The organism is Ponticaulis profundi (genome assembly GCF_042659465.1).
Taxonomy (GTDB): Bacteria; Pseudomonadota; Alphaproteobacteria; order Caulobacterales; family Hyphomonadaceae; genus Ponticaulis; species Ponticaulis profundi.
This window is the reverse complement of the sequence record NZ_JBHSSW010000066.1, coordinates 675,622-692,789: the sequence shown is the minus strand read 5'-3', so window position 1 is coordinate 692,789 and position 17,168 is coordinate 675,622. Positions and strand designations below refer to the sequence as shown.

Sequence of the window (17,168 nt, the reverse complement as noted above, 5' to 3'; positions counted from 1 at the left end):
AGTTAAAGCGATTTCCGAATCAGTTTGCGATAACGTGTCGGGTAATCATTTCGGTCATCCGACGGAAGGTATTGTGTCTCAACGCAGTCCCACTCGTCTTCGTCAAAGGCCGGGAAGAAGGTGTCCGCATCCGGTGACGCCGCAACTTCTGTCAGATAGAGGCGTGCCGCATATGGCAGGGCTGACTGATAAAGCGTTGCGCCTCCGATAATGAAGAATTCATCAAGCGATTTCTCGGTCGACATGGCTTCCCCGATGGCAATGGCGTGCTCAACACTGGCAACCTGCCAGGCTCCGTCAGCACGATAATCCGAGTTGCGTGAGACCACGATATTCGGACGTTTGGGGAGAGGGCGTTTCGGCAAGCTTTCCCAGGTGTTCCGCCCCATAATAAGAGGTTTTCCAGACGACAGTGCTTTGAAGCGTTTGAGATCTGCAGACAGGCGCCACGGCATATCGCCGTTTTTTCCGATTGCCCGATTTTCAGCCATGGCGACGATGATCGCCAAGCAAGGCTTTTGAATTGTCGCGTGTTCGGCCATTTCGTTGAACTGTATTTCCGTGTCGAGCAATGCTAGCAATCTTGCTTGTGACTTGCGTTGGCAATGCCATGCAAGTGCTTTCTTGGGGAGGATGGGATTTGAGCGCTCCGTCTGTATCGGTTCTGGATCAGTTCATTTCGGCCATGGTTTACCGCGCCGATATTCAGACGATTTTCGACCTGTCCAATCCTGGCACAGCTTTCCATGCGGCGATTGTGTTTCTGGTCGTGATCGCGACAGCGGCGCTGATCTGGAAGCTGAATGGCCGCGCATGGGCCTATGCCTATGTCGCTGTCATTCCATTCCTGAACTGGTCTTTCGGAACCGTGCCAAGTTTTGAGTTCATTGCGCCGAATGACATGTTTGAGCACGGCGTGAAGATCAATCCGCTGACGATGGTCACAGGTCTGGTCTTCGTTCTACGCGACTTCGTGCAACGGGAGATGGGCCATAAGGTGCTGATCCTGATGGCCGTGGCGATAGCCTGGTCTTTCTATTATTCATGGCCGGTGATTGCGATTGCGTCGGGACTGGCCTTTGCCATTTCCGAGACAGCGGACTGGCTTTTGTTCACCTTCACCAAATACCGGCTGTCGACACGGATCCTGCTGTCAAGCGCGCTGGCCGCGCCGATCGATACGACCGTCTTCCTCTATGGTGCTGACCTTGCAAAGGTGATGGCAGGGATCGCAGAACCCGGATCCGAGTTCCATTTTGCCAACTGGGTGGTGTTCGTTATTGGCAAAATGGTCGGCGCTGTGATCGTTTCCTACATGATGCGGATGCGCGAAAATCGCGGAGAAGTGGATCCGCAGGCGGCCTGAGATTAAAATACAACACAGGGTTGGCCTAAGGCCTGCATCCTGAGTGTCATCTGATCTGGAATGACACACGGGGTGGGCAGATGAAACTGGAATACGCGTTGCTGTGCTTATTGATCGCAAGCGGTGTGGTGTTTGGTATTTCCCATCTGGGGAAAGAACTGAAACAGACTTTCGAATACATCAATGAGGCCTTCGAGAAGGCTACGAAGCCAGCGTTAAGTGCGGACGCCGATACGCCAGAACAACCAATGCTGGAACTGGCATCCGGAGAGCCAATGGGGCGCTAGCCGTGCGGCTATGCGTGAGGGGGAAGGAGCCTGCGTGTTTGCGCAGGCTCTTTTCGTTCTTAGTGGGCGAGAGCCAGCGCTGGGCCATGTTCTGCACGAAGGAGGGAGCGGCTGACGCCACCGAAGATGAACTCTTCAATGCGCGAGTGGCCATATGCACCTGCGATGATGACACCGGCATTGTGGGTCTCTGCCAGCTTGAGTAGACCGTCTGCCACCTTGCCATCAAAGCCCTGAATTTCTGCGCTGAGGCCCAGTTTCGAGAGATAATCGATGACTATTGCCGGATCTTCTGCGCCGTCCAGATCCTTGCTGTCGATGCGTTCTGCATTCTGGGCAATGATGATCTTTGTTGCTGATTTCAGAATGCCGGTGTGAAAGCGTACGGCGCGAGCAGCTTCCGGGCTGCCATCCCAGGCAATGATGACCGTGTCGAGCACAGGATCTGTTTCAAGTCCGCAGGCAATGACGGGCTGGCGTTTGTCGAGCAGCATGGATTCGAAAGCGAGGCCATGGTCATTGCCGACGCTAACGCATTCGTGCGGGGTCACGAACGCATCGGAGAGTAGGGTGACACGCGGATATACATCCGATGGCAGGCCGATATGGTGCTCGACCGAGGTTTGGTCGGTTGGCATGCCTTCGGCGGTGCATACTTCTTTGAATAGCGCTTCGAGCTTGCCTTTGGCTTCGTCCTGAGCTTCGCGAATGCCTTCGGCGAGAGTGGCGCCTGAGGAGACCATCATACCGTGCATGGTCACGCCCGTCATCAGAACGGCACGGGCCGGATCTGGCATGGCGGAGATGCCGACGAGATTGGTGTTGAGCCGCTTAGCCAGGCGGCATGCAAATGTCAGTGATTCCTTGAGGCTGAATTCGCCTTCCGTCAGGGCCGCATGAATGGTCATATCGAGTCCTCCACATTTTCCCAGCGAATAACCTTATCGCCAGTACTAGAATTAAGGAGGAAAAGCGTCAGTACAATGACACAGCCATTTGACGTATTGTCGCGCTACGAATTTTAGACGGCAATCGGCGCACGAATTGTCGGGTGCGCGTCATAGTTTTCCAGTTTGAAGTCGGACCGTTCCCAGCCGAAGATATCCGTTCTGCCAGGATTGATCCGCATCACAGGTGCCTCACGCGGGGTGCGGGTGAGCTGCTCTTTCGCCTGATCCATATGGTTCAGATAGAGGTGGGCATCGCCCAGCGTGTGCACAAACTCGCCCGGCTTGAGACCTGTTGCCTGTGCCATCATCATGGTGAGGAGGGCGTAAGAGGCAATGTTGAACGGTACCCCGAGAAACACATCAGCTGACCGCTGATAGAGCTGACAGTTGAGTTTGCCATCCATGACATTGAACTGGAACAGGCAGTGGCAAGGCGGGAGCGCCATGTCGTTCACATCTGCCGGGTTCCAGGCAGAAACGATCAGACGGCGTGAATTCGGATTGGTGCGGATCTCATCTCGGACCCATGAAATCTGGTCAATTGATTGCCCATTCGGTGCCGCCCAGGAGCGCCATTGTTTACCGTAAACAGGGCCGAGCTCACCGTCTGCATTGGCCCATTCATCCCAGATGGACACCCCATTTTCCTGCAGATAGCGCACATTCGTGTCACCTTCGAGAAACCAGAGGAGCTCGTAGATAATCGACTTCAGGTGGAGCTTCTTGGTGGTCAGCAGCGGGAAGCGCTCAGACAGATCAAACCGCATCTGGTGTCCAAACACAGCTTTTGTGCCGGTTCCCGTGCGATCTCCACGTGTCACACCTTCATCCAGAATGCGTTGCAGAAGTTGCAGGTAGACGGGATCAGCTGAAAACATTTTCGGGTTCCTGAGGTCCTGCCAAGACGGGTGTCAGACGGCAGAAAGCATCTTTCATGGTTAGCGAAGGGTCAACATTCGCCGTCTCATTTGAAGCGCTGATTTTACCTGAACACAGGAGATTCCTGTTAGCAATTGACGGTAATGAGGCGGGACAAAGAGATATCTGAATGCTGAATGGCATGAAGCATCACCTTACGGGATTCATTGAGAACAAGCGAGCCAATATCACGGTTACGTTCGCGCTGACGCTGATTCCCATGCTTGTCGTGGTAGGTATCGCGATGGACTTTTCCCGTACTGAGAGCTCATCTGCACACGTCCAATATGCGTTGGATGGCGCCGTTCTAGCGGCTGCGCGAGAATTGCAGGAAAATGCAAAAGACGATGATATCGGAACCGTCGCACAGAAATATTTTGACTCGACGGTAAGCGCGAACAATCTCTCCGCGGATTGTGGTGGTTTGTCTCTTTCAATCGATCGAAAGAACAGTCAGGTGCTCGCAGAGGTCAATTGTCGGCAGAATACGACGCTTGCGGGTCTGGTCGGCATTGGTGAGCTTGATTTCAAACGGACTGCTGAAACGGATTATGGTGTCGGCAAGCTCGATGTCGTCTTCATGTTCGATACCTCTGGCTCTATGGGCAATCAGGGCCGGATGACGGATCTGAAAGCAGCTGCCAAAGATGCTGTGCAGACCATTTTCAAAAGTAAGGTGGAAGAACCTGACGACGTTCGGATTGCCGTTTCAACCTATGCGACGGCTGTGAATGTCGGTGAAGAGTACTTTGAAGCCGTGACGAATGAAGAGCCGAACAAGACCGAATGTGGGGAATGGCGCCGTCGAGGCTACAGCAATCAGTATTACTGTGCCTGGTACCGACAGGTGACATCCACATGCGTAACAGGTCGTGAAGGCAGCCAGAAATATACGGACGCAGCGCCAGGCGCAAATTCCTGGATCGAGTATGACACAACAAGCTGCAACTCAGCGACCATCACGCCGCTAACCCATATTCAGGGACGCGTGATTTCCGCGATCGAAACCTTGCCGACTAGCGGTTCGACAGCGGGTCATCTGGGCATTGCATGGTCTTGGTATCTGATCTCACCAAAATGGTCCTCCATCTGGCCTTCGTCGGCGAAGCCGCGCGGTTATGATGACGATGACACGTCCAAAGTTGCAATCCTGATGACGGATGGTGAGTTCAACCTCGACTACATGTCAGGTGGTGGCTCATTCGATCATGCTGAGAAATTCTGCGACGCAATGAAGGCCGAAGATATTCTGATTTACACGGTCGCGTTCCGAGCTCCGAAAAAGGGCGAAGAAATCCTTTCCTATTGTGCAAGTTCTGACGAGTACGCGTTCAAAGCGTCCAATGGGGAGCAGCTTGCAGATGCGTATCAGAAGATCGCAACAACCATTTCTGATCTGAGATTGTCGAAATAGGCTACAGCCGTCCTGGTGCGCAAGTGAGTGCTCTGAATTCGGCTTGTTTGCGATGAGAGTTTTCAAACTCGTTCTTCCATCGTTCAGATTCTATCCCTATATAGATGCTGTTCTTCGGAACTATGGCGATAAACGCGCGCGTAATAAGCGGTTCGGACCCGGGGGCGGTACCCGGCGGCTCCACCAGATTTCCCCGGTCGTTAGCCGGATGGTGAGGGGCCGAAATAGGATCGACGGACGTGTAAAGGTGTTGCCTTCGCCCGGATGAGCTCCGTCAGAAGCTCAACTTGCAAATAGTTGCTAACGACAACTTTGCTGAAGGTGAACTCCTCGCAGCGTAACGCTGTGCGGAAACTAACCGCTTAAACTCCTAGATGGTTTAGCTCGTCTAGGCGGGGCCCGGAGGCGCCTGGCAACAGAAGCCTCCACTTTCTCTTAAATCTTAATGTGATGCCCCGCTCAGGTTAGCGAATCGAACGAATTTCAGGCGCTCTGCGCAGTCAGACGCGTGCGATTTCACCGAATACTTTCATGCTTTTTTGCGCCTTTCAGTGCTATTTTCTGACAGGGAAACTCCTGTAGGTGGAATGCGCTATGGTTCGAAAGCTGATTTCGGGCATGACTGTCTATATCAATGACACACGTGGCAATGTTGCAGTGATGTTGTCGCTGATCCTTGTGCCGCTTTGTATTGCGATCGGATTCGCGATCGACTTTTCCCGCGTCGAAGGCGCAAGTCGACAAGTGCAGGTCGCTTTGGACGGCGCTGTGCTGGCTGCTGCACGTGCTTTGCAGGACGACAATGATACAACGACAGTGACCGAAGAGGCGAACCTGTTTTTCAAAACAGGTTTGACTGGCAATGCGGCCGTATCTGAATGCGACAATCCGGTTCTGGAAATTACGCCGACAGCGCAGCAGGTGAAAGCCACGGTTTCCTGCAAACACCCAACGGTTCTGGCGGGCCTTGTTGGTCTGAGCGAATTTGAATTCGAGCGCGAAGCTGACAGCTATTTCGGCATCGGCAAACTGGATGTTGTTTTCATGTTCGATACATCTGGTTCGATGGGCAACGACAATCGGATGACGGATTTGAAATCAGCTGCTCAGGAGGCGGTCACAACAATTTTCGATACCGATTCCAACAAAACCGGCAATGTTCGTATCGGTGTTTCCACCTATGCGACGTCGGTAAATGTCGGCACGGAATATTTTGAAAAAGTCACGAATGAAGAGCCCAATCAGACACGCTGCACGGGGACTGACTCGTATGGGCGCTGTAACCGGTACACTCAGGTCACCTCAACCTGTGTGACTGGCCGCGAAGGATCACAGAAATATACAGATGATGCGCCAGGCTCGACGTCGTGGATCGCATATAAGACGAATAGCTGCAATTCGGCGACCTTGCTTCCTCTTACCCCGACCGAGTCTGACGTTATCGACCGTATCAATAGCCTGCCGACAAATGGCAATACAGCCGGGCATCTTGGCATCGTATGGTCATGGTATTTGCTGTCACCGGAATGGAAATCGATCTGGCCGACATCTGCAGAACCGTTGGGATATGAAACGACGAATGGACGGAAGATCGCAATCCTGATGACGGATGGCGAGTTCAATCAGGCTTATATGTCAGGCGGCAATTCTTTCAAGCACGCCCAGAAATATTGCGACGCAATGAAACAAAAGAAAATTCTGATCTATACGGTCGCGTTCAAAGCGCCGAAGAAAGGCCAGAACATTCTGAATTACTGTGCGACCAGTTCATCCCACGCCTTCAACGCGGCAAGCGGTGAAGAACTGACGGCCGTCTACAAAGCGATTGCTGCTGACATTTCGCAGTTACGCCTGACACGATAGCGGGCGCTTACTTTTCTGCACGGCGAAATGGAACCTGTTTCGAAACATTGCGTTTCTCTCTTCGAATATCAGAGGAGAAAACAATGCTTATTCGTACGTTGCTGATTGCTGGTGTTGGTCTGATGACCGTTGCTGCTTGCGACACAAATGATGGCCCAGCTGAAGAAATGGGCGAGCAAATCGATAACACGATTGATGAAACCGCTGATTCTGCCGAAGAACTTGGCGAAGACATGGACAACGCTGCTGAAGAGGCAGAAGACGAAATCGAAAATCCTGGCCAGTAAGAACCAGGTCAGCGTATTAAAAAGGCACCCGACTGGGTGCCTTTTTCTGTTGGAAGGCTTACTCGCCGTACAGAACCGTAATGGATTCTGCGACCAAAGCCGGACGGTCCTGGCCTTCGATTTCGACCGTTGATTCCATGATCATCTGCTTGCCGCCGGCTTTCGGCTCAACGGACAGGCATTTTTGCTTCAGGCGAACTTTAGAACCGACAGGCACCATGTTGGTGAAACGGACTTTGTTCGAGCCATAGTTCAAAGCGCGTGTGACGCCAGAGAAGCGTACGACTTCTGCACCGAGCATTGGTAGCAGAGATAGCGTGAGGAAGCCGTGCGCGATCGTGCCGCCCATGGCAGCTTTCGCTTTTTCGACATCCACGTGAATCCACTGGTGGTCGCCGGTTGCATCGGCAAACAGGTTGACGCGATCCTGATCGATCAGGTGCCAGTCAGAGGCACCAACTTCGGTACCAACCATGGATTCCATCTCGGCGTAAGCGATGGTTTTTGGGCTAGCCATAAGCGTTTCCTTTCAGTTCTTTTCGAGACTATGACTTCTTGTATCGTTTAGGTTTCTTTCGCGGAGTGTGTGAGGTCAACCAATTCCTTTGTACTTCCCAAGGGAAAGCAGGCGCAATGGTATCGCGGGTATCCGTGACGTGATGCCCCAATTCTCTGCCTGATGAATATTCCCCTCAAAAACACATCCCCGAACGCGGTGTCCGGGGATGCACTTTAGTCAGCATTTTCAATCAGACAATCCGGCTGTCTTTTTTGCCCCAATAGCGATCCCGGATCAGACGCTTGTAAAGTTTGCCAGTCGGGTGGCGCGGAAGTTCTGGATCAAAGTCGACCGTCCGTGGGCATTTGATTTTCGAGAGGTGCGTGTGACAGAAGTCGATGAGTTCCTGAGCCAGCTCATCAGACGGTGTGACGTCTGGCATGACCTGAACAACCGCCTTGACCTCTTCGCCAAAGTCTTCGTTCGGAACACCGATTACCGCCACGTCTGCGACCTTGTCGTGCGTGATCAATACGTTCTCGGCTTCCTGCGGATAGATGTTTACGCCTCCGGAAATGATCATGAAGGCTTTGCGGTCTGTCAGGTATAGGAAGCCGTCTTCATCCATGCGGCCGACATCGCCGAGTGAAGACCAGTCGTCATGGAATGGGTGGCGTGCCTTTTGCGACTTTTCCGGATCATTGTGATAATTGGGCGGCGTCGTGTCCGAGAAGTAGATCATGCCGGCTTCGCCCACCGGAACTTCATGGCCTTCTTCGTCACAGATATGTGGCACACCATGAAGCGGTTTACCAACGCTGCCCTTGTGACCGAGCCAGTCTTCGGAATTGATCCATGTGAGGCCATTGCCTTCAGAGCCAGCATAATATTCGTGGATGATAGGCCCCCACCACTCAATCATCTGTTCCTTGACCGGGATCGGGCAAGGCGCTGCAGCGTGAACGGCAAACTTCAGACTTGAGAGGTCGTATTTTTTGCGAACGTCTTCTGGCAGTTTCAGCATGCGGACAAACATAGTCGGCACGAGCTGCGAGTGCGTGACTTTGTATTTTTCGACATACTGAAGATAGGTTTCAGGGTCGAATTTTTCCATCACGATGACGGTGGCGCCGATTGCCATAGCGGTCATTGTCCAGCGCAGTGGTGCAGCGTGATAAAGCGGTGCTGGTGAGAGATAGATGCAGTCTTCTGTAAAGCCGCCTGCGCCGCCAAGGATCATGCGCAGCACAGTATCAACATCAATCGGCATATCGGGATCAAGCGTCGGACGAATGCCTTTCGGACGTCCCGTTGTTCCCGAGGAATAGAGCATATCTGCGCCGGAGCTCTCGTCGGCAACACGCTCGGCTGGCTGAGCATTGCGATCAGCCTCGAAATCTTCAAAGCCTTCAATGCTTCCAGAGACGCTGTAGTATTTGTCGAGAGTTGTCGTTGCCTTCACTTCTTTCGCAACGTCGGCAAGCGCAGGGCAGGTGATAAGGATCTGGGACCCGGAATCCTCGACGATATATTTCACTTCTGGCGCAGTGAGACGCGAGGAAATGCAGGTGAAGTAAAGACCACTGCGTTGCGCAGCCCAAGCGATTTCAAAATAACGCGGATTGTTGTCGAGAAAGATTGCGATGGTGTCGCCTTTCTCTAGCCCGAGCGACCGGAACAGCTGAGCGCCCTGGTTCGAACGGTCATCCATTTGCTTGAAGGTGATGGTTTCACCACTTCCACCCATGATGAGAGCAGGTTTATCCGGCGTTTTCGCGGCCTGGATATATGGGTGGAAAGTTTGCGCCTGACTCATATGTTTTCTCCCTCGATTTTTTTTGGCTGCGCTGCCAATATCTTTCTAGGGCGGAACATAGCGAAGCTGTACGGGCTGTCTATCTCTGACGCTAGGGAAGGAGGGGGCGTTTCAGGCGGATTCCGCGGTTTCATCCTTCGGTGCGGTGCTGCCTTCGTACGCGCGACGAATATCCTCGCTTCGCTGGTGCTTGCCATCGGGTGACCAGCCGGGAGGCTGAGACGCGCGCGCCAGCCAGATATGCGGACGTAGGCCATCGCTAACGCAGTCGCGGGCAAGCCCCCAGCCTTCATGATATGCTACGATTAAGGGATTGTAGGAGGCGAGTGGTTTGACGACACCGTACTCCATAGGCAGGTCCGCGGTCTCTTCGGTAAAGGTGCCGAAAAGTCGGTCCCAGATGATGAACACGCCTGCATAGTTTCGGTCCAGATACATCGGGTGGGTGGCATGGTGTACCCGGTGATGGCTCGGCGTGTTGAAGATGAACTCGACCCAGCGCGGCAGGCGATCAATCGCTTCGGTATGGATCCAGAACTGATAGACGAGGTTCAGTCCGCCAACGAGGGCGAGCAGGGCAGGATGAAATCCGAGGATGACGAGCGGGGCGCCAAGAAGGATCAATCCGGTAAACGGGCCGAACCATGGTTGGCGGACGGCGGTGGTCAGATTGTAGTGCTGGCTTGAATGGTGCGTGACGTGTTCCATCCAGAACCAGCGCACTCGGTGCGCAAAACGGTGTTTCCAGTAATACACGAAGTCATAGAGCAAAAAGGCTATGAGAACGCTCCACCAGGTGAATGGTAGCTCAGCGATCCGGAACTGCCAGAAAAACACTAACATCAGAAAGGTGACGGTAGCGCTCAGCGTGTTGACGACGACATTTCCGATGCCCATCGCCATGGACGCAAAGGCGTCTTTCGATTCATACTTTCCGCGTGCGCGGCCGGTTGCGACGGCCCACCATTCCCAGGCAATAGCGAGAACAAACAGCGGCGCAGCAATCAGAGTTGGCGAAGGAAAATCAGGCACGATCCGGGTTTTTCATGTTATCTGGGACCAGAGATTTTAGAGAATACGGCCACACCATTTCTTAATCAAAGGTTTTCCGCTTTGGCGAAATGAGAAGTTTTCCGGGAACCCTGTTTGACATCAAACCGTTCATTTTACGTTCAATTGCGCAAGATCATGATGGGGTCTGGAAACAGGAGCAATATACTATGCTTAAAACGGGTGCTTTTCTTTTATCGGTTGCGGGGATCGCTCTGACGGCCCCGATGGCAGCGGCTCAATCCAGCTATTGGAGCTATGATGGTGCATCTGCGTACGGTTCTTACGAATCGTGTGAGCAGGCACGTCGCACGAACACCATTGGTGGTGCAGCTGTTGGCGGCGCAGTTGGTGCTGGCCTTGGCGCACTCGCTGGAGGTAATGATACGCGTAACGCACTCGTTGGTGCCGGTATTGGCGCGCTGGCAGGTGGTGCGATCGGGAATAACCGGACGCGCTGCGAACAGGTTAGCTACCAATCTTATGGCGCGCAGCCAGACTATTCGTATAACCAGCAGGGCTATTACAATACCGGCTCAAACTATGGCGGTTCGACTTATTCGACGTACCCGCAATCTGGGTACACCTATTCGCCACGCACCGGGTATGGTTCATCGTCAACCGTGACCCGCACATACACCACCACGCAGCCAAGCTATGGTTCGTCTTACGGTTATGATCGCGCCTACCAGCAGACTTACAGCAACGGTTATTCTCAGCCGCGTTATACCTACAGCCAGCCAGGATATTCTTCTGGCACGCGCACGGTTACGCGCAGCTATACAACGTCTCAGCCGAGCTATTCTTCTCAACGATATTATTCGGCGCAACCGAGTTATAATTCGAATTCGCAAACCTACTATCGCAGTTCTGGTTCGAACTATGGCTATGCACCGCAGCCAGCTGTTGAGACATGGACTTATGATGGCCGGGCACAATACTCGTCATATGCGGCTTGTGAACAAGCGCGTCGCAATCGAACCCTCGCCAGCGGCGGACTTGGGGCGGTTGCAGGTGCCGGACTCGGTACGCTTGCAGGCGGCGATGACGGCCGCAATGCGGTTGTGGGCGCAATCGTTGGTGGTGCTGCCGGCGCCTATGCAGGCAACCGTTCTATCCAATGCTATCAGTACGCTCGCGCATACTAAGATTATAGTTTCCTATCGGGACTTGATTTCCCCAAGGAGAGTCAGCTTCACTCCCGGTCAGTCATGACCGGGAGGAATTGTTTATGGCCAAAAGAAAAGAGTTCGAGACCGTTATTCTTGAGGTAGAAGACGGTATCGCAACCATGACGCTGAACCGTCCAGACAAGATGAACGCTTTCACCGGGCAGATGATGCTCGACATGATTGCAGCCTTTGATGAGACGGATGCAGACGATGACGTCAAGGCTGTCATCGTAACAGGCTCAGGCGACCGTGCCTTCTGCGCAGGTGCTGACCTGTCTGCCGGCGGTGCAACGTTCGACTATGAAAAACGTCAGGATTCTGGCGAAGCGGGCCGTACATCTCAGGAAGATTTGCAACGCGATGGCGGTGGTCGTGTGACTCTGCGCATCTATGAAAGTCTGAAACCTGTCATCGGCGCGATTAATGGTGCTGCTGTGGGCATCGGTGTGACCATGCAGCTGCCAATGGACATTCGTCTTGCATCTGACAATGCGCGTTTTGGCTTTGTATTTGCCCGTCGCGGTATCGTGCCGGAAGCTTGCTCGAGCTGGTTCCTGCCCCGCCTCGTTGGTATCAGCCAGGCGCTCGACTGGTGTTATTCCGGCCGTGTCTTCCCGGCGGCAGAGGCGAAGGCTGGCGGACTGGTCAAGGAGATCTATCCGCAGGCAGAGCTGATGGATGCCGCAAGAGCGATTGCACGCGAAATCATCGACAACACGGCGCCAGTTTCTGTATCGCTGACGCGTCAGATGATGTGGCAGATGCTCGGTGCAAACCATCCGATGGAAGCGCACAAAGTCGACAGCCGTGCGATCTATGAGCGTGGCAAGACCGGAGATGCGAAAGAAGGCGTCATGAGCTTCCTTGAAAAGCGCAAGCCAGAATATCCTGAGAAGGTGTCTGACGGCATTGCACCGCATTATCCATGGTATCCGAAGCCAAAATTTGAATGGCCGGAAAAAGCCGAATAGGCTTTCCGTCATAAGTCTTATTGGGGCTGGCATCGTATTCGGTGCCAGCCCTTTTGATTCTACGTGAAAGTGTGACACCTACTCATTCAAATTGCGTAGATGAATTTCTGTGCGATTGTCGCGTGACATTGCCTTTGCAACACAGTTTCTTGTCAAATGCTGCGAAGGCGATTTGATTGGGTGGCAAAGTCGACGCAATCGGCTAAACGAAACGCTTTGTGAAAAACAAGGAAATCGCGATGGAATGGGGCTGGGATAACGCGCGTGCGCTCATCGGGCTCGCTATGATTGTAGGCATAGCGTGGGCGCTGTCGGAAAATCGGAAAGCCTTTCCGTGGAAAATCGTCCTCGGAGCCGTAGGGCTACAGTTCGCATTCGCGCTTTTGCTATTCGCCGTTCCGCCTGTTCGCAGTATTCTGTTCAAGGCCAATATCCTGGTTGATGCCCTCGAAGAGGCGACAAAGGCCGGTACTGGCTTCGTTTATGGCTATATCGGCGATAATTCGACCTTTCCTGTTGAAGGTGTTGAGGCAGGACCTGCCTTCTTCTTTCAGATCCTCCCCATTGTGATCGTCGTTGCCGCGCTCTCAGCGATTCTCTGGCATTGGCGAGTGCTGCGTCTCGTAACCAAGGCGTTCGCCTTCATTTTTTCAAAGACAATGGGGCTGGGCGGGGCGACGTCACTAGCCGTTTCAGCCAATATCTTCATGGGGATGACGGAAGCGCCCGTTCTGGTGAAACCGTATCTGAAAGGTATGACGCGATCTGAGATCTTTGTTCTCATGACCACAGGGTTTGCCACCATCGCAGGATCGGTGCTCGTCATTTACACGACTTTTCTCGAGCCCGTTATGGCCAACCCACTGGCGCAGCTTTTGACGGCTTCCATCGTCGCGGCGCCCGCTGCCGTTGCGCTTGCGCTGACCATGGTACCTGAGAGGACGGACATTCATGATCGCGCGCACGAGCCTGATTTCGAATACGAATCGACCATGGATGCGTTTGCGACCGGTGCCAGTGATGGCCTGAAGATCGTCCTGAATATTGCGACCATGCTCATTGCGGCACTGGCATTGTTGTATCTGGTGAATGGTATTCTTGGTGGTATCGTGCCGGATCTAAATGGCGAACCACTCTCCATTCAGCGCATTCTCGGATGGATTTTCCTGCCGCTCATGTACATGGTTGGCGTTCCGCTTGAGGAAGCCGCAAAGGCAGGGTCTCTGATGGGGATCAAAACGGTTCTTACAGAATTCGTAGCCTTCCTTGAGCTTGCGAACACACCGGATGGTGAACTCTCTGAGCGCTCTCGTATCATCGTTGCACACGCGATTTGTGGTTTTGCGAACTTTGGTTCAATTGGCATTCTGATCGGCGGGCTGACCATTATTGCACCAGAGCGGCGGGATACATTCCTGGGTCTTGCCTGGAAGACTTTGCTGGCGGGAACTCTGGCAACATGCATGTCCGCGTGTATTGCCGGAGCCCTGCCAGCGCAGCTCTTTCTTGGTAACGGATAATTGAGCACTCACTTGACGTAGCGTGACGACACATCGTCACTTTTCATCTTCCTAAAGCCCTATAGTGATGGTCCAAACGGGCCCTCACCAGACAGGGTTTTAGGGAGACACTTATGCGAATTCTGACATCGGTCCTGCTTGGATATAGTGCGATTTCTCTCGCGCTTGGTGCGAATGCACAGGAGCAGGGGGCAGCCAACGAGCGTCAAACCAAATCCCGTTCAGATGACTTTCTGATGAGTACGATCTTTGTGCTGGGCGACCGGACAACGGCCGAGCCGGGCTCAAACTCTGTCGTCACTGCGGAAACCATTGCGAAAATATCCGCTGATCATCCGGCAGAGCTTCTGAATGTCGTCCCTGGTGTCAATATCCAGCTAAATTCAGGTCAGGAACACCTTGTATCGGTTCGATCGCCCGTTTTGAGTGGCGGCGCGGGGCAGGGGAGCTTCCTCATCCTTCAAAATGGTGTTCCAACGCGTTCTCCGGCTTTTGGCAATGTGAACATGCTGTTCGAGCCGCATTATGAAGTTGCTGATGTGGTGGAGGTTGTCCGTGGGCCAGCTTCGGCCAAATATGGTTCGAATGCCGTGCACGGGTTGATCAACTTCATTCAACCCGATGCTTCCGATGTTTCCGTCTTCGAGCTGAATGCCAGCGCATCGACGCTTGGGCGTTCCAAGTCAGATATTCTGGCTTCATCCGACACGGGATACGTGGCTGTATCCCTGATGGATGATCAGGGGTGGCGCAATGATACGAGCGTTGGACAGCAGAAGGTGACAGCCCGGCAGGCCTTCAGTCTGGGACAGTGGGATGCAACTGCCTGGGCGAGCTACACCAATTTGAATCAAGAGACAGCGGGCTATATTGGCGGCTACAAAGCTTACCGCGATCGCGACCAGGCAGAACAGAATGAAAACCCGGAGGCTTTTCGTGACGCCAAATTTGCCATGGGCGCCATCCGGTTCGAGCGCACATTTGATGAGGTGCAGTTTTCCGTAACGCCTTATGCGCGCTGGCAGAAAATGGAATTTCGCCAGCACTTCCTGCCGTATAAAGGATATGAGGAGAATGACAGCTCAGCGATTGGTGTGATGTCTGACGTTTCAATCGAACGTGAGCGTTCCAATTGGCGGTTTGGCGGGATGCTGGATTTCGCCAGCGGCAGTCTACTGGAGACGCAGCCGGAGCCATTCGGCTTTTTTCCCGGTGATTCCCGTTTTCCGGTCGGTGTTCACTATGATTATACCGTTGATACCTTCGCTGCGGCGCTCTGGGGCGAGTATGGTCGTGAACTCTTTCCTGATGTCATGATGGTTGCGGGTCTGCGTGTTGAGACACATGACTATGATTATACCACACGCGCTCCCGCTGGTATTCGTGGGCGCTTCAATATTCCCGATGACCGAAGCGATACATTTGATCTCGTTACGCCCAAGCTTGGCTTCATCTGGGATGATGCAATTGGCGAAGTTGATCTTTATCTGAATTTTGCACGTGGTCAGCGTGCGCCGCAGGCATCAGATCTCTATCGTCTTCAAAGCCAGCAAGTGGTCGGGCAGGTGAAATCAGAAACGCTCGATAGTGTCGAATTCGGGGGGCGTGGGAGCGCGTTTTCTGGGCGTCTGAGTTTCGATGTCGCCGCTTACGCCATGACGAAGGAAAATTTCTTCTTCCGCGATGCCGATGGACTGAACGTCCCAAATGGCGAAACAGATCATATCGGAGTTGAGCTCATGGCAGATTATGCGTTGACGGAACGTGTCAGCTTGTCCGGCAATGTGAGCTGGTCTGAGCAGACCTATGCCTTTGACCGTCCGTCGAACGGCATTGTCGAGGGCAATCGGATCGATACAGCCCCCGAATGGCTGGCGGATCTGTCGGTTAGTTGGCAGGCGACCGACAAGCTGGAACTTGATGCCCGTGCCGAATTTGTCGGTGAGTATTTTACGGATGAAGCGGCTTCGAACACATATAACGGCCACACATTGTTCAGCTTGCGCGGTGCCTATTCAGTTTCGGAACAATTGGAAGCCTTTGTGCTCATCAAGAACCTGTTTGATCTGAAGTATGCGGACCGGGCTGACTTTGCTTTCGGAAACGCACGCTATTTTCCGGGTGAGCCGATGAACGCGACCTTCGGAATTCGTTCTCGCTGGTAGGTTTGAGCCTTGTGATTTGTCTTCCAAGCTGCTGATCTGAGGCAAACAATGGGAGGAATTCAATGAAGCTCTACTCTGCACAAGGCGCGCCAAACCCGGACCGTGTTACGTTCTTTCTGAAAGAAAAGGGCAAGCTGGGCGCGGTCGATATTGTCGAATTGAAGCTGCTGGAAGGTGATCATCGCAAGGATGATTACAAGCAGGTCAATCCACTGATGCGTGTGCCATCTCTGGAACTGGATGACGGCACGGTGTTGGGCGAAAGCCGAGCAATCTGCACGTATCTGGAAGGTCTGTTCCCGGAACCCAATCTCATGGGCGAGACACCGCTGGAGCGTGCGCAAATCGAGATGTGGGACCGGCGAGTTGAGCTGATGCTGATGGGATCTATCGCTGGTTGGTTCCGTCACGGACATCCGGCTGCTGCAGCGCTTGAGCCTGTGCAATGCAAGGAATGGTCAGCGTTGTGTGAAAAAGCGACGCTGAAGACTGCAGACTATTTCGATCGCGTGCTCGGTGAGACCGAGTTTGTTGCAGGCTCCCGTTTCACCAATGCGGATATCACCTTGTTTATCTGTATGGCGTTTGGACGATACATGCAGTTCAAGGCATGGGATGGCCGTAAAAATCTCGCGCGTTGGTATGATCAGATGAAAGAGCGCCCAATGGCTCAATAGAAAAACGGGGCGCGGTAAGTTTGGGCGATTCGAGAAACCGCGCCCCGGGCTATTGGGGAAGCCCCAAAGTCAAAGAAAGCGCCCTCATCTGAACTCCCACCCAGACCAAGCCGCTATTGGTAATCTATTCTGAGGCCGGTGTTTTCGCATCCCCTGTACGGGTGAAGCGGATCAAAAAAATTTTGTTTAGCGTCAGTTTTGCGACCTTAATGA

Annotated in this window: 16 protein-coding genes and 1 other RNA gene; 11 read left to right on the top strand and 6 right to left on the bottom strand. The window is 53.3% G+C overall.

The window, feature by feature from the left end; translation table 11 throughout:
* Positions 1–2: 2 nt before the first annotated feature.
* Complete coding sequence (locus tag ACFQDM_RS19195; RefSeq protein ID WP_377382513.1) at positions 3–524, bottom strand: dihydrofolate reductase; 522 nt, start codon at positions 522–524, stop codon at positions 3–5.
* Between the two features lie 116 nt (positions 525–640).
* On the opposite strand from ACFQDM_RS19195, the gene ACFQDM_RS19190 reads away from it, so the two are divergent.
* Positions 641–1,366, top strand: coding sequence for a hypothetical protein (locus ACFQDM_RS19190; RefSeq protein ID WP_377382311.1), 726 nt, complete (start codon positions 641–643; stop codon positions 1,364–1,366).
* 80 nt (positions 1,367–1,446) lie between these two features.
* Complete coding sequence (locus ACFQDM_RS19185) at positions 1,447–1,653, top strand: Flp family type IVb pilin (RefSeq protein ID WP_377382308.1); 207 nt, start codon at positions 1,447–1,449, stop codon at positions 1,651–1,653.
* A 59-nt stretch (positions 1,654–1,712) separates the two neighbouring features.
* Here the strand turns inward: ACFQDM_RS19185 and ACFQDM_RS19180 are convergent, their stop codons facing one another.
* Positions 1,713–2,561, bottom strand: a complete 849-nt coding sequence (locus ACFQDM_RS19180) for a universal stress protein (RefSeq protein ID WP_377382306.1) — start codon at positions 2,559–2,561, stop codon at positions 1,713–1,715.
* Positions 2,562–2,674: 113 nt separating this feature from the next.
* The gene (locus ACFQDM_RS19175; RefSeq protein ID WP_377382303.1) at positions 2,675–3,481 is read right to left on the bottom strand and encodes a thymidylate synthase; all 807 of its coding nucleotides are present in this window, start codon (positions 3,479–3,481) and stop codon (positions 2,675–2,677) included.
* A gap of 182 nt (positions 3,482–3,663) precedes the next feature.
* On the opposite strand from ACFQDM_RS19175, the gene ACFQDM_RS19170 reads away from it, so the two are divergent.
* From ACFQDM_RS19170 to ACFQDM_RS19155, 4 genes are all read left to right on the top strand, one after another.
* Entirely contained in the window at positions 3,664–4,935 is a 1,272-nt protein-coding gene (locus ACFQDM_RS19170; RefSeq protein ID WP_377382300.1) for a vWA domain-containing protein, read from the top strand.
* Between the two features lie 70 nt (positions 4,936–5,005).
* Positions 5,006–5,365, top strand: a transfer-messenger RNA (tmRNA) gene (gene ssrA / locus ACFQDM_RS19165).
* Positions 5,366–5,553: 188 nt separating this feature from the next.
* Entirely contained in the window at positions 5,554–6,798 is a 1,245-nt protein-coding gene (locus ACFQDM_RS19160) for a vWA domain-containing protein (RefSeq protein ID WP_377382297.1), read from the top strand.
* An 83-nt stretch (positions 6,799–6,881) separates the two neighbouring features.
* Positions 6,882–7,085, top strand: a complete 204-nt coding sequence (locus tag ACFQDM_RS19155; protein ID WP_377382295.1) for a hypothetical protein — start codon at positions 6,882–6,884, stop codon at positions 7,083–7,085.
* A gap of 58 nt (positions 7,086–7,143) precedes the next feature.
* On the opposite strand, the gene ACFQDM_RS19150 is transcribed toward ACFQDM_RS19155, so the two are convergent.
* The 3 genes from ACFQDM_RS19150 to ACFQDM_RS19140 form a co-directional block, all read right to left on the bottom strand.
* Positions 7,144–7,602, bottom strand: a complete 459-nt coding sequence (locus ACFQDM_RS19150; protein WP_377382292.1) for a MaoC family dehydratase — start codon at positions 7,600–7,602, stop codon at positions 7,144–7,146.
* Between the two features lie 232 nt (positions 7,603–7,834).
* Positions 7,835–9,400 (bottom strand): acyl-CoA synthetase, encoded by a 1,566-nt coding sequence (locus ACFQDM_RS19145; protein ID WP_377382289.1) that lies wholly within the window; start codon positions 9,398–9,400, stop codon positions 7,835–7,837.
* A 111-nt stretch (positions 9,401–9,511) separates the two neighbouring features.
* Entirely contained in the window at positions 9,512–10,432 is a 921-nt protein-coding gene (locus ACFQDM_RS19140; protein ID WP_377382287.1) for a sterol desaturase family protein, read from the bottom strand.
* Positions 10,433–10,620: 188 nt separating this feature from the next.
* Here ACFQDM_RS19140 and ACFQDM_RS19135 point away from each other — a divergent pair, with 188 nt between their 5' ends.
* The 5 genes from ACFQDM_RS19135 to ACFQDM_RS19115 all read left to right on the top strand — a co-directional run bounded on the left by ACFQDM_RS19135 (position 10,621) and on the right by ACFQDM_RS19115 (position 16,955).
* Positions 10,621–11,598 carry a YMGG-like glycine zipper-containing protein gene (locus ACFQDM_RS19135; RefSeq protein ID WP_377382284.1) on the top strand — a complete coding sequence of 326 codons (978 nt, stop codon included), beginning with the start codon at positions 10,621–10,623 and terminating at the stop codon, positions 11,596–11,598.
* Between the two features lie 83 nt (positions 11,599–11,681).
* Entirely contained in the window at positions 11,682–12,593 is a 912-nt protein-coding gene (locus ACFQDM_RS19130) for a crotonase/enoyl-CoA hydratase family protein (RefSeq protein ID WP_377382281.1), read from the top strand.
* Positions 12,594–12,811: 218 nt separating this feature from the next.
* Entirely contained in the window at positions 12,812–14,113 is a 1,302-nt protein-coding gene (locus ACFQDM_RS19125; protein ID WP_377382278.1) for a NupC/NupG family nucleoside CNT transporter, read from the top strand.
* 113 nt (positions 14,114–14,226) lie between these two features.
* Positions 14,227–16,278, top strand: coding sequence for a TonB-dependent receptor (locus ACFQDM_RS19120; RefSeq protein ID WP_377382275.1), 2,052 nt, complete (start codon positions 14,227–14,229; stop codon positions 16,276–16,278).
* A 62-nt stretch (positions 16,279–16,340) separates the two neighbouring features.
* Entirely contained in the window at positions 16,341–16,955 is a 615-nt protein-coding gene (locus ACFQDM_RS19115) for a glutathione S-transferase family protein (RefSeq protein WP_377382272.1), read from the top strand.
* Positions 16,956–17,168: the final 213 nt, after the last annotated feature.